We start from the raw sequence: 12,610 nt of genomic DNA on the forward strand, positions 1-12,610 counted from the left end.
GTTTTGATGAGGAGTATCTTTAGCAGTTGCCTTGTTAGCGGTAAGAGTCGAAAGAAACAAAGGCAGGGTAAGGGCAAAACGGAAGGTTCAGTATCCATTTTTTTAATTATGGTACTGGCTTTCGTCTTTCTGTTTACCGCTGTGCTGATTGACTATGCGCGGATTGCGGCCTTCAATGTTCAGGAGGAACGTTTAGCGAGGGCTAGCGTTCGCTCTGTAATGTCATCTTACGATGTTGAGCTACGAGAAAAGTATGGTTTATTCGCCTTTGGAGAGAGTGACGGGGATATGCTGCTGTCTCAGGTACTCAATGATAATATGCATAAAAGTGGTAGGAGTGACGTGTTCAATCTGGTACCCTTCGTGTTGGAAACGTCATCTTTGAAATGGAGCAGGCCGCTGGGTAGCTATGATGTTGTGAGTCGACAAATACTGGAGGAAATGAAGTATAAGGCTCCTGTGGATTTTGCTTTGGAATTGGCAGGTAAATTCAAGCCGATGTCAGGAGTAATGGCAGAGGCCTCACGGGTTACTGAATTACTCAGTAAGCTACAGCCGTTATATGACGAGCGGGAAGAGGCTTTGGATCTTATGTTAGAACGGAGAAGACAGGCTGCGGAGAGTGGGAGAAGGTTGCTTCAATCGATTATGGATCCGCTTGCAGAGACCATTTCTGCCAGTTCACTCGGAAGTATACAATCGGCGGCGGATATTCCCGCACAGTATAGTGACTATCTTGGGAAATATTACGATGATCTTTATCGTGATAGTAAAAAGCCTGCAAAGTACACTTATCAATTGTCTCTCTATCGGAGTCGAACTACTGAGATGTTATCGCGGTTTCCTGGCTTATTAACAGCTTTTCGAGAAGATCATGAAAGATCAATGGAGGGAGCGAATGAAGCGATAAAGAAGGCAGAGCAATTGAATGACGAGATGAGAAATATATTGGAACAGTCGCGAATGGAGGGGGTGAATCTATCAAATGATCCTGCTAATGACTGGGATATTCCGGGAAGCTCAGGAGAGATAAGCTCAGACCCGCTTAAAAAGCTGCGTGAGCAGGAAGATGCACTGATTCTCTCCTCAACGGATCTAAGTCAGATGGAGAATAGTATATCCACGCAGCAAAGTGCTTACGGTGCCATCGAACCGATTGTGACAGGAATGTCGGGTGTGCTGTATGAAGCTTTGAGTGAATATGGTGACTCCTATCAAATGATCTCTTCTGTTCTAGAAGCTTCACGCGTAGTGAATAACTATCTGCAGAATTACGGTAAGAAGGGAAGTATTATCGTTAGTGATTTGGCTGTAATCGAACAGCACCGTAGCTCAGATAAAGAGCGAAAGCAATTGGAGAGAGAAGCAAAATCTAAGCTGGGTGAAGCGAAAGCATTGCTTGATAAGATTCGAATGATGGGTAACGGAGTGACAGATTCTCTGACAAGCTATCAAACACTTCGTCAATATTACGAGGAGAATATCGCTTTTAATAAGGAATTAGTATCCGATTCACTTGTTAAATCTGAAGTAAGCACTAACCCGTATACTGCTGGGAGTTCGGCAATGGAGGATATGGACGGAATCTATGCAGCGATGGGTGGCATTATGGGAGGAGCTAGAGATAGACTTTTCCAAACAGAGTATTCTGCGTTCTATTTTCAACATTTTGACGTTTCCAAGCTAGCCACTCTAGCAAAAGGTTCTGAGGGTACAACCGAACTTACAGACCAGCTTAATCCTCAAGCGCAAGAGCTGGAATACATTCTTTATGGATTTCATAATCCTGCTGGAAATGTAGCCGCAGCGTATGCTGAAATATTTGCCATGAGGCTGTCTATTCGAACGATGGAAGGTTTTATTGAGAAGGCAAGTTTAGGAAACCCGTTGGCCGTTCTGGCCGCAGCACTGTTGTATGGCATCCAGCAAGCTATTCAGGACATGTTGTTACTCTGTGAGAAAAATTCCATAACACTGTCTAAATACTTACCAGCCCAGCTGACTTATCGCGATCATTTGCGTCTGTTCATGATGCTGCATGGAGGCGGAAATGTTCAGTTATCTCGAATGCTGGCTCTAATCCGATTGAACACAGGAATAAATCCAGATGAAAGAAGTACGTATGTCTCTTCTAATATTAAGCTTGGGATGCGGCTATGGTTTCTGCCGGGTGTTGTGAAGCTGTTGGATTATAGCGCTGGGTATTCTGGAGAAGTGCAAGGCAGTACATATATGAGAACAGTGCAGGCTGATTTTTCATACTAGCAGGAGGTTGGTAAGGATATGGGGGACAGGTACCGGATTAGGGGGAAGACGAAGGAAGAAGGCAGTATGGTAGTAGAAGCGGCGATGGTTCTCCCGATCTTCCTACTGTTTGTTTTGTTCCTAATTTCTATCGTACAGATGACCTTGTATTCGACAGCCTTACAAAGCACAGCATCCGATACTGTGAAATCTATTTCAACGCATATGTACCCGGCAGCTTTGGCGGTGCAGGAATGGGGAGCAACAAGCGAAGCTGGTGCTGATCCAGTGAAGGGTGGTACGGATCTACCCGCTGGCAATCAAGCTGAATCGAATTGGACGATCCCTCGCTTGTCACTTACAGATTGGGGCAGTAGTTATGCAATGTCATTACCTAAGCCGCTGAATGAGTGGGTCATGTCAGCTTTAGAGAAGGGCGAGGGACCTCTGCAGAAGCTACAGGCTGAGACCTCTGAAAGTGTACTGGATCTAGCGATTAAACCCCTATTAAAGCCGTATCTGTCATCAGACTTATTGGATTATGATCGAATTCATGTATCTAACATTATCGTGCCTGAGTTAAAGAAGGGTACCCGACCTTACTTTGGAATGGTTGTTAGCTATGAGCTGCCGATGAAGGTGCCCTTTCTAAACCAACGCATTGTACTTGAAGCAAGTGCTGTTGAACGTCTTTGGATCGGGGATACAGGAGAGGGTACAAATAAGGGCAATGACGGCACTGGTCAACCAGAGGATTTTATTAAGATTTTGGAGAAGCCGAATCCAGCTGTAGCCAATAAGCAAGGCAAAGTTCGTGCTAAAATTCCGCCGAATGCTTCCGCTAGCTTATCCGTTTTTTATAAAAGCGGGGGAAGTACTGCTAGATATTTAGGCTGGAAACAAGCGGATGCGGACGGATATATCGAGTGGGAGTGGAAAATAGGTGTGAATACCACACCGGGCTCGTGGCCATTTGTAATTCAGCTCGATGACGGTAGATCTATTGAGGTGATGTTCACAGTAGTGAAATGAATGAAGGGGAAGGAGGGTAATCCATGGCGGAGTGGGCCTTCTGGGGATGTCTGCCGTTTCTGGCAGCTGCATTTATTACGGATATAAAGTCGATGAGAATACCAAACTGGATCACTGTCTCAGGATTGCTTGCGGGTCTGCTGGCTCAAGCGCTGATGAACGGCTGGGATGGACTGCTGAAGGCTGGTGTGGGTGCCGCTGCAGGATTTACAATACTTCTAATCTTGCATTTTATAGGGGCGGTTGGTGCGGGGGATGTTAAGCTTTTTGCCGGGATTGGAGCGTGGACAGGTATGCTATTTACATTGCAGGTCGTGATGTACTCCGTACTGTTTGGTGCTTTGATAGGCTGGCTAATTGTCTTAAAGAGACGGGAGACAGGCAGGCGTACGCGTAAGATCTTTAACATAATTTCCGGATTTATATTATTGAAGAGTTCATTCCTATTACGAAATAAAGATAATGAGCTGTTGAAGTTTCCCTTCATGCTGGCTGTAGTCCCTGGTACCATTTGCGCTTATCTTTATTTTTAAAATAGGAGGTGGTAATGCTTGTTGTACGGATTATCCCGTGACTTTATGCAGCAGGACGGTATATATATGATGCTTGGCGAACCAGAAGGGATGCCGGTGGGGAAGCTTAATATGGTTCAAGCTCGTATGCTGATGAACACTGACATCCCTCATCATTTAAGGTTGTTACTTAGGGAAATTGATTTAAAGGTTACGATGGAATATGCTGTTCTGCGTAAAAAAATGCTCAGCCATTTACTCAAAAGTGAGAAGCTGAGCATGGCCTCATTTTTTGGATTACTTCTGCAAATTGCGCAAGGGATGGAAGATGGCAGGTTATATATGCTTCGGGCGGATCAGTATGCTTTGCATGAAGATTACATTTTTATTGAAGGATCATTGCAGAGTGGTAAGGTATATCTCACCTATATCCCTGTGCAGGGGAATGAGCCTGCTTCTAGGCTGGGACATTCCCTCAAGTCCCTGATCATGGTGATGATGGCATCTATCACAGAGCTTACTGGCAGTGGTGTTCAAAGAGTACTGCAATACTGTGGGGAAGAAGATTTTACACCAGCCGGCTTAAAGAATCTTCTCTCAGAGCTGTTGACAGAGGGCGACTCTAGTAGAGGACAATTCAGTAGTAACGCAGAAATGGCATACACATCACCTAAGATGACAGAAGTACGTCCGGCAGAGCCTGAAAGACGAATGCAAGAGAGAGTAAGGGAACTGTTTGTGAATGAGGTAGCTGCTCCCCAGAAAAAAATGAGTGAGCGGAACGAGGAAAAGGGTCTGCTTACTCAGCAGAACTCAGCTCCGTGGTTAAACAGCTATTCCAGTCCGAATCTTAGGGGGAAAGTAGAGGAGAGGTCTCTCCGGTCTACAGAAGATAACAGGTTGACGAATTCACAACCCTCAAGCTCAAGAACCTATGTTATTCTAGGGTGCTTATTGGGTGATGCATTATTATGGAAATTCCTATATCTAAATAACCAAAAACCTTTATGGCTAGCCGTGTGTGGGATCGCAACGATTGTCTTGGCTACTTTTAGCTGGATGGTATGGAGCGAAAGGATAAGGTTTGGAAGTGACGAAGAAAAGGAACATAAGAGTGAGGATTCTGAAGATACAAACCGGAGTCCGAATCGAAGAGAACTGGAGTGGAATTTTGGTAGGAATCCTGTGACCACTGTGCGTCCAGCAGCGTCAATTCCAAAGGGTGATCAGCATCCATCCGACCCTTTTTCTGACATTCCGTCAGTACGATCTGAATCAAGGAAAGAGGAGGAGAGTTTCGTAATACCACCAGGTCCAATAGCCCCAACAGCTTTATTATCACGGGAGGAAACACCTGAGCAAGGCAAACGAAATGAGAAGCTGGCTCGTAATGTTCCTTATCTTAAAAGAAGCGATGAGGAAGAGGCAGAGTCGGAAACGATTGCGTTAAACCGAACTAGCTTTATCATTGGCCGATCGGCGGAAGTAGCTCAGTATGTAGAAAAATCGGAAGGAGCTTCAAGAGTACATGCGGAGATATCTAGAAGCCCAAGCGGATACGTACTAAAGGATCTCGACTCCAGAAACGGAACGTTTTTTCAAGGGGAAGCCATGATCCCTTACAAAGAGTACCCGCTGTCAGAGGGGACCGTATTTAAGATTGTAAAAGGAAGTTACACATTCCACATGGAATGAAGAGCGCAAGCAAAGAGTGTTGATTCTGCTATATTTGGCTTTTTAAATTTTCTAAAGCGGTTTGAAGTGTAGGGAAGGTAAAGTTAAAGCCCTGCTCTGATGCCGCCGAAGGAAGGACGCGTTGTCCTTTGAGCAAGATCTCAGACAATTCACCTACTGCTGTTTTTAACAGCATGGCAGGCAGTGGGAACCAATGCGGCCGGTTGTATACTTTGCCAATCATTCTACCGAACTCTTCGTTCGTAACCGGCTGTGGAGCAGTCGCATTAACAGGTCCGGAGATGGTGGGATTTTGAATACAAAAATCGATTAGACGAACGATATCGGTCAGGTGAATCCAGGAGACCCACTGGTTTCCCGCTCCGATGTTACCACCAAATCCTAGTAAATAGGGAAGCTTCATCTTGGGGAATGCTCCGTTTCGGTTACCAAGAACAACCCCAGTTCGCAACTTGATCATACGGATATTCTTGTATGCTTCATCAGAAGCTTCTTCCCATGTCTTAACCACGTCAGAAGGGAAGTCCATGACATGGGCTGGTGATGATTCATTAAAGGTATCTTGCAAAGAGGTTCCGTAAATAGCCACAGCTGATGCCTGAATGACTACAGGAGGTTTGTGTTTCAAACGGGCAAGTAGCTTAGCTGCAGCGGAAACGGCCCAAAGACGGGATTGCATAATTGCTGTTTTGCCGCTCTGACTCCAACGTTGGCTGAGAGAAGCTCCAGCAAGATTGATCAAAGCATCCGCATTTTCGACGGGTGTTGAATCAGCGTGTAGGCTGTCCCATGTGTGGTAACTCAGCTTAGGATGATATGGCGCAGCTTTAGGTAGATTGCGACCGACGATTGCAATTTCATTTCCTGCCTGTAGCCAGTATTTTGTTAGTTCACTGCCAATGAAACCGGTGCCGCCACATATTACATATTTCATAAGGTTGGCCTCCGTTCTGAATGCAACATCAGATTATCAATCACTTGAACAAATGCTGATAAGCAGTGTAGTCGATTTTATTCTTTTCAAGAAAATTGACGAGGAAACGATTGTCACGCCGTGGTGTGGCGACTATGTAACCTTTAATGCAGTGATCACGAGTAACCTCTTTCGCATTACTTTCCACAGCGATCTTACCGATCTCGGCAGCAATGGAATGTTTGGCGATATCGCGAAAAGGGCTAGGCACAGGCTGAACAAGCTGGTCTAAGAAAGCTTTTGATTCATCACTCCAGAGTGAACGACTGCGTTCTACCCAGTAATTTTGCCAGTCCAGCTTTGATTTTCCATCGGCTTTCGGCAATACCTTTAGGAATTTCCGGAACATAAAAAAACCGCCGATACACATGGAACCCAGCAGCATAAATGTCCAGAAAGCGATAGAGTTCATGAACCAATTGCTCGGTGTTGCGGATAATAAACCAAGTCCTGATTGGATAGACATGCATACACCACCTTTTGGCAATGAGTATTCTCACATAATTTAATCTCATATTAAAGTATAGCTTATTTCCAAAGTTTTGCGAAGCAGAACCCAGCATATTGACCTTGTCTAGATTTATTTTTCTGATCACGGTAGAATAGGGGGTAATTCGTGAAGGAAAGAGGGAAGAAGTATGCTGAAAATAGGTTCACACGTGTCTTGCTCGGACAAGGGTCTTTTGACCGCAGCAAATGAAGCAAATGAGTATGGTTCCAGCTCATTTATGATATATACAGGAGCGCCACAGAACACGCGCCGCAAGCCGATTGATGCCATGTATCCGGTTGAAGGAAAGCAAGCAATGAAAGAAAACGGTGTGGAGGAAATTGTCGTCCACGCACCTTATATTATTAATCTCGCTTCCTATAAAGAGAACACGTATCAGTTGGCTGTTGATTTCTTACAAGAGGAAATCCGCCGTACGCATGCGCTTGAGGTCAAGCATATCGTATTACATCCAGGTGCATTCACTGATAAGGATGCAGAATACGGTATTCAGCGGATTGCAGATGGACTTAACGAGGTTCTTGGAGGAACCAATGAAACGGAAGTTCATATCGCCCTAGAAACTATGGCTGGTAAGGGAACAGAAATCGGGCGCAGCTTCGAGGAGATTGCTTCTATTATTGATAAGGTTGAACATAACGAGCGTTTATCCGTATGTCTTGATACTTGTCACATTCATGATGCCGGCTATGATATCGTTAATGATTTGGATGGCGTTCTTAACAAGTTTGATGAGATTATCGGCTTGAATCGTCTTGGGGTTATCCATATCAATGACAGCAAAAATCCATGTGGAGCAGGTAAAGACCGTCACACTCCAATTGGTTCGGGTTGGATCGGTTTTGATACGATTAACAAAATCGTCCATCATGAGAAATTGACAGGCCTGCCATTCATTCTTGAGACGCCATGGGTTGGTAAAGATGCGAAGAAACAGCGTCCGATGTATGAGGTTGAGATTGCTTTGCTCCGTGGTAACGTAGCGGAACGATTTGGACCGGAGTTTATAGAGGATGTTGAAAAACTGCGTGAGTTTTTTGCGAATAAGGAGATCGACTCCCGTCAATTTGTGCTTAATGTCTGGGAGATGCTGAAGAACGATGCCAAGGCTAAAAAAGCTGATCCACGTGAACCACTGGAACGTCTATATGATGAAGTCATCGCTGCCGAGCTATTCCCGCAATTGAGCGAAGAAGCCATTAATCATCGCTTGATTGCATGGTTAGCAGGCAAGTAAGTGCTCGTTCATGCATAAGTTAGACTTCAGATTGCACATGTAGATGAGAGGATGGGATGAGGATCATGGAATTACACGTAAAAAGAAACAATTCGTCAGGTGTTGAGTCTTATTCCAACCGCGCGCGTATGCTCATTTCTTGTCCTGACGGACCAGGAATCGTGGCGGCTGTATCACACTTTCTGTATCAGCATGGCGCGAATATTGTGCAATCGGATCAGTACACAATGGATCCAGATGGCGGAATGTTCTTCATGAGAGTTGAGTTTGACCTTCCCGAATTAGGAGATCGTCTGGAAGAGATACGTTCTTTGTTCGGCGGGGTGGCTGAACGTTTCAAGATGAACTGGAAAATTTTCAATGTTCGTCATAAGAAAAGATTAGCCATATTTGTCTCTAAAGAAGACCATTGTCTTGTGGAGCTGCTCTGGCAGTGGCAAGCTGGTGATCTAGAAGCCGACATCGCTCTCGTCGTGAGCAACCATTTGGATATGAAATCGTATGTTGAGTCCTTCGGCATTCCTTTTCACCATATTCCAGTTACAGCTGATACTAAGGCTGAGGCGGAAGTACGTCAGCTTGAGGTCATCGGAGACGACATTGATGTTATAATTCTGGCTCGGTATATGCAGATTATCTCGCCGTCGTTTATTGAACACTATCGCCACCAAATTATTAATATTCATCACTCCTTCCTGCCAGCCTTTATTGGCGGCAATCCTTACGCTCAAGCGTACCAACGCGGGGTGAAGATTATCGGAGCAACTGCTCACTATGTTACAGAAGAGCTTGATGGTGGCCCAATTATTGAACAGGATGTACAGCGGGTTAGTCACGGTGATGATGTCATCGAGCTGAAGCGGATTGGACGCACCATTGAGCGGGTTGTTCTGGCTCGTGCGGTGAAGTGGCATATCGAAGACCGGATCCTCGTCCATCAAAATAAGACCGTAGTGTTTAAATAAAAGGTTATTTTCCGGTGAGAGCCTATGGTATGAACCTGAGCGCTTTTATCGGAACCCTATAATCTAATAGCTCTTTAAATCTCTACAGGTAAAAAAAGCATTTTACCAGCAGCTTGGCTATTTACGCCAAGTTGCTTTTTGTCGTTTTTCAAAACTGTGCTTTTGAGGAGGTGGAAGGCTTGGCTTTACAGCGTAGGCAACTGTTGAAACGCAATTATTTCTTCGCAAGTCTCATTTTGATTACTGGAGTCGGCGGATTATTAGGCTATGATCTCTACTTCAAGCCCTACGTACTATCCCGAACTGTGGTCAAAATCAAGGTGGAAAGCGGGGAGCTTCTTCCAAAAAACTATGAGCTGAAAGCAAGTGATTTATATCTGGATTCTGTTCAGACCAAGGATATACCTTCGGGTGTAATTACAGAAATCGCACAAGTGGAGCACAAAATTACGAATGTAAATCTGACCAATGGAAGCATTTTGACGGCATCCTTAGTGGATGTTAGTGATTTAGAACCCCTAAAGGATGAAGGGATTTTTCCTATACCGAAGGAGGCTATCTATGCCATCAATGGTTCACTGCGCAGCCGGGATAAGGTAGATATTTATCTTGTTGATGGAGACCGAGAAAGGCGGAGTGAATCGCTTAGCCCAGACAAGAAGGAAGAGGAAGAACTGATCGTGCAGAGCCCATTTAGTGAACCTGCAAAGGAGGTGTTTATATCGGGAGTCACCGTGAATTATGTGCGAACAGAAGACAATAATGATGTGCTGGATTCAGAAAAGGGAAACAACAATAATCGTTTTACTTCGACTGGCAAGGTGGCGACACCAGAATTGAAGCTGAAGAAAAGTGATGGTGAGCGGCTTGGACAATTTTTGGAGCAGGGAAAGAAGCTGTGGATCGTACGGGTCGAGTAGGAGGGAAGAGTCTTGAAAATATTTAGTCTAGGCATAGATCAGTTAACCATTAATGATATCAAAAATGCAGGGTTTATTGTAATTACACAAAGTGTACTTCCTGATCCATCTCATACAGAGGGCCATATGCTAATGGTTACCAGTGACCGGATTCAAGCTCAGTCACTTAGCGAACTGCGCCGGAATTATCCGGGCTCAACGATCTTATATGTATATTTGCAAAAGGGAATCAGTGGTTACCAAGCTGTACATATGCTGTGTGAAAGCTTAGGGATCTATTTTATACCTCCTCGTTCTACCTCGTTAGCGGTGATAGAGAAGATTCGCTTTATTCTAGACGAGGATGGCGAGGAACGAGGTAATTTGGTTGGTTTTTTTGGATCTGGTCCGGGGATCGGCTGCACTAGTGTAGCTAAACTGTTTGCAAGGCGAATTGCCGCGGCGGGCCTTCGTGTTATTGTCCTTGGACTTGATTTATATGATCCCGGATATGACCGCAAAGCTACCATTAGTCTGGATAGGCTTCGATCAAGGCTCACTGGGAAGATGATTTATGATGAGGATTTTGAGCAATTGATTAAGCAAGACGGTTACTCGTATCTCCCAGGCAATTACGATTACTTGAGTGCACAAGATTATCAGGAGGATGAGATTGAATATTTTTTGGCTAGGGCTGGGGCAAATGCAGATGTGGTTATTGCTGACTTCGGCTCTATTCCGGAAAGTGCTGCATGGTATGTCGGAATGCACAAATCGGCACTGCGTATGATCGTCACTCATCCAAAGCATGAATACAGACTCGAACCTATGCTAGAGCTTGCTGGGCATATGGATCTACGTCCACATGATTTTCAACTAATTATTAACCGCAGTAATGTGGAAGAAATATCTTCTCCTAAAAATCTAGCGCTTCGCTTTGGGACTGAAATCTTGCTGGAGCTGCCGTATTACCAGCCCTTGCAGGAGAGCTTACCCCTAGGCAAAAAAGAGCTGCAGCATGTGGATGATAAGGTACATTCTCTGCTCGTGTCCATGAGCCTGGCGCCAGAAGTTAAAAAGAAAGGTATATTCCTATGAATGGAAATCAACCGAACCGTCCATTGTTCTCTCTAAAAGAAAGTATCCTACGTATGAGCAAACCGGGCAAGGAAGACTTTTATGTATTTTTGCAAAAAATGAAAAACGATATGAACGAAGGGCTGGAACGTGAGGATGATGCTTATTTCGAGTTAAATGCGAAGGCGCTAATTGGGGATCCGCAGGCGGTTAGCTTTTTTATGAATGAGATAGAGAAATACTTGCGGAAGACACCCTTTACGGGCAAGCTTCCAGAAGCATACAGAACAGCTGCAGAAGCGCTCTATCATGAGTGGAAGGGCTTTGGTCCGGCGTATCGTTGGTTTACGGATCGTGCATACAGTGAATCAACCGGGCTACAAATGATCGGAAAGCAGATCTTTTATAACCAGAAAGGTGAGTTTGTAGCTTATCCATATGAGATGCCTTCACTAGATCGGGTCGAACAGTTAAAGCGCTCCTTATTAAAAAGTGATCCCAACAAAAAGCTGAACAAGGACAACCCTTCAGTGGAGTTTAAAATGGATGACCCGCTCTGGCCTGGCCGATTTATTAGGCTTGCCATTTGGGTATCCCCGAGAGTATGGGATGGCTTCACCACAATATCGTTACGGCGGCAGGTTGTAGAGTTTCTGAGTCTAGACGATCAGGCGGGTACGGAATGTATTCCTGCGGAAGCGGTTGAAATGATTCGGGCGTTATCATCTACCTTTCGCAATAGCATTATTGCGGGCGCTGTAGGCTCGGGAAAAACAACCTTTGCAAACACGATCGTCGGTGAGCAACTGCTCGGATCTTCATCCTGTATGGGTGTAGTGATGATAGAAAAGCATCCGGAATCGATTTTACCTTACCAGATTAAAGGGCACCGAATTATTCCAATCCAGGCTGCGAATGAGGAATTGATGGAGGTAGGGGTAGAGTCACTGCGGCATGACCCAAACATTTTGTATATGACGGAAATGCGTTATAACGAATGGGAATTTTATCTGTGGAGTGGGGAAAAAGGGTATGACGGCATCACCGGAACCTTCCACACCGTTGATTCGGAGGATATTCCTTATCAAGGCGCTTTTGCCGTGTCGACAAGGATTGGCGGGAGCCTTAAGGGGCATTTGATCTCTGCACTGAAATCATGCGAGCTGGTCTTTATTCTGGAAAGTGTTCCGAACGGAAAGAAGCGGTTAACGCGAATATCGGAAGTCTTTTATGACGAGGAAAAGAACTCTGTATTTGCGAATGATCTGATGCGCTGGGAACCCCAGAAGATGCGTTGGTCCTATAATGACAAGCTGACGAAGAATCTGATTATGAAGATGACTAGGAAAAATGAGCAGGCAACACAGTTGCTTCAGAAAGAGCTGGGACAGCTTGCAGCAGAAAAACCAATGGATCAGCCTATCAAAGAAAGCTTGAAATCTAAGATCATTCTTAACGAGTGAGG

Annotated in this window: 11 protein-coding genes; 9 read left to right on the plus strand and 2 right to left on the minus strand. The window is 44.9% G+C overall.

Going from position 1 to position 12,610, the window contains the following annotated elements:
* The first annotated feature begins 6 nt into the window (after positions 1–6).
* Genes MHB64_RS05850 through MHB64_RS05865 form a run of 4 tightly spaced genes read left to right on the plus strand, consistent with a single transcriptional unit; the run spans position 7 to position 5,483 of the window.
* Complete coding sequence (locus MHB64_RS05850) at positions 7–2,265, plus strand: hypothetical protein (RefSeq protein WP_341133929.1); 2,259 nt, start codon at positions 7–9, stop codon at positions 2,263–2,265.
* A gap of 18 nt (positions 2,266–2,283) precedes the next feature.
* Positions 2,284–3,276, plus strand: coding sequence for a TadE/TadG family type IV pilus assembly protein (locus tag MHB64_RS05855; RefSeq protein WP_341133930.1), 993 nt, complete (start codon positions 2,284–2,286; stop codon positions 3,274–3,276).
* 23 nt (positions 3,277–3,299) lie between these two features.
* Positions 3,300–3,809: an A24 family peptidase gene (locus MHB64_RS05860; protein ID WP_341133931.1), complete on the plus strand. Its 510-nt coding sequence runs from the start codon at positions 3,300–3,302 to the stop codon at positions 3,807–3,809.
* 18 nt (positions 3,810–3,827) lie between these two features.
* On the plus strand, positions 3,828–5,483 hold the full coding sequence (locus MHB64_RS05865; RefSeq protein ID WP_094876963.1) for a DUF6382 domain-containing protein: 1,656 nt from the start codon (positions 3,828–3,830) through the stop codon (positions 5,481–5,483).
* Positions 5,484–5,511: 28 nt separating this feature from the next.
* Here the strand turns inward: MHB64_RS05865 and MHB64_RS05870 are convergent, their stop codons facing one another.
* Positions 5,512–6,417: a TIGR01777 family oxidoreductase gene (locus tag MHB64_RS05870; protein ID WP_341133932.1), complete on the minus strand. Its 906-nt coding sequence runs from the start codon at positions 6,415–6,417 to the stop codon at positions 5,512–5,514.
* Positions 6,418–6,457: 40 nt separating this feature from the next.
* The gene (locus MHB64_RS05875) at positions 6,458–6,922 is read right to left on the minus strand and encodes a DUF2621 domain-containing protein (RefSeq protein WP_094870664.1); all 465 of its coding nucleotides are present in this window, start codon (positions 6,920–6,922) and stop codon (positions 6,458–6,460) included.
* Between the two features lie 172 nt (positions 6,923–7,094).
* Between MHB64_RS05875 and MHB64_RS05880 the strand changes: the two genes are divergently transcribed.
* From MHB64_RS05880 to MHB64_RS05900, 5 genes are all read left to right on the plus strand, one after another.
* Entirely contained in the window at positions 7,095–8,204 is a 1,110-nt protein-coding gene (locus MHB64_RS05880) for a deoxyribonuclease IV (protein ID WP_076284067.1), read from the plus strand.
* A gap of 65 nt (positions 8,205–8,269) precedes the next feature.
* Entirely contained in the window at positions 8,270–9,169 is a 900-nt protein-coding gene (purU, locus tag MHB64_RS05885; protein ID WP_094870663.1) for a formyltetrahydrofolate deformylase, read from the plus strand.
* 179 nt (positions 9,170–9,348) lie between these two features.
* Positions 9,349–10,089 (plus strand): SAF domain-containing protein, encoded by a 741-nt coding sequence (locus tag MHB64_RS05890; protein WP_341133933.1) that lies wholly within the window; start codon positions 9,349–9,351, stop codon positions 10,087–10,089.
* A gap of 12 nt (positions 10,090–10,101) precedes the next feature.
* Positions 10,102–11,166, plus strand: a complete 1,065-nt coding sequence (locus MHB64_RS05895; RefSeq protein WP_341133934.1) for a hypothetical protein — start codon at positions 10,102–10,104, stop codon at positions 11,164–11,166.
* Positions 11,163–12,608, plus strand: a complete 1,446-nt coding sequence (locus MHB64_RS05900; RefSeq protein ID WP_341133935.1) for an ATPase, T2SS/T4P/T4SS family — start codon at positions 11,163–11,165, stop codon at positions 12,606–12,608. Before MHB64_RS05895 ends, MHB64_RS05900 begins: the two co-directional genes overlap by 4 nt.
* Positions 12,609–12,610: the final 2 nt, after the last annotated feature.

Origin of the sequence: Paenibacillus sp. FSL K6-2859, from assembly GCF_038008265.1 — a bacterium.
GTDB lineage: Bacteria > Bacillota > Bacilli > Paenibacillales > Paenibacillaceae > Paenibacillus_AQ > Paenibacillus_AQ nitricinens.

Coding starts and splice junctions, on each gene's coding strand:
- MHB64_RS05870 (WP_341133932.1), bottom strand. CDS start 6,417: ATGAAATATGTAATATGTGGCGGCACCGGTTTCATTGGCAGTGAACTA.
- MHB64_RS05875 (WP_094870664.1), bottom strand. CDS start 6,922: ATGTCTATCCAATCAGGACTTGGTTTATTATCCGCAACACCGAGCAAT.
- MHB64_RS05900 (WP_341133935.1), top strand. CDS start 11,163: ATGAATGGAAATCAACCGAACCGTCCATTGTTCTCTCTAAAAGAAAGT.
- MHB64_RS05855 (WP_341133930.1), top strand. CDS start 2,284: ATGGGGGACAGGTACCGGATTAGGGGGAAGACGAAGGAAGAAGGCAGT.
- MHB64_RS05860 (WP_341133931.1), top strand. CDS start 3,300: ATGGCGGAGTGGGCCTTCTGGGGATGTCTGCCGTTTCTGGCAGCTGCA.
- MHB64_RS05850 (WP_341133929.1), top strand. CDS start 7: ATGAGGAGTATCTTTAGCAGTTGCCTTGTTAGCGGTAAGAGTCGAAAG.
- purU (WP_094870663.1), top strand. CDS start 8,270: ATGGAATTACACGTAAAAAGAAACAATTCGTCAGGTGTTGAGTCTTAT.
- MHB64_RS05880 (WP_076284067.1), top strand. CDS start 7,095: ATGCTGAAAATAGGTTCACACGTGTCTTGCTCGGACAAGGGTCTTTTG.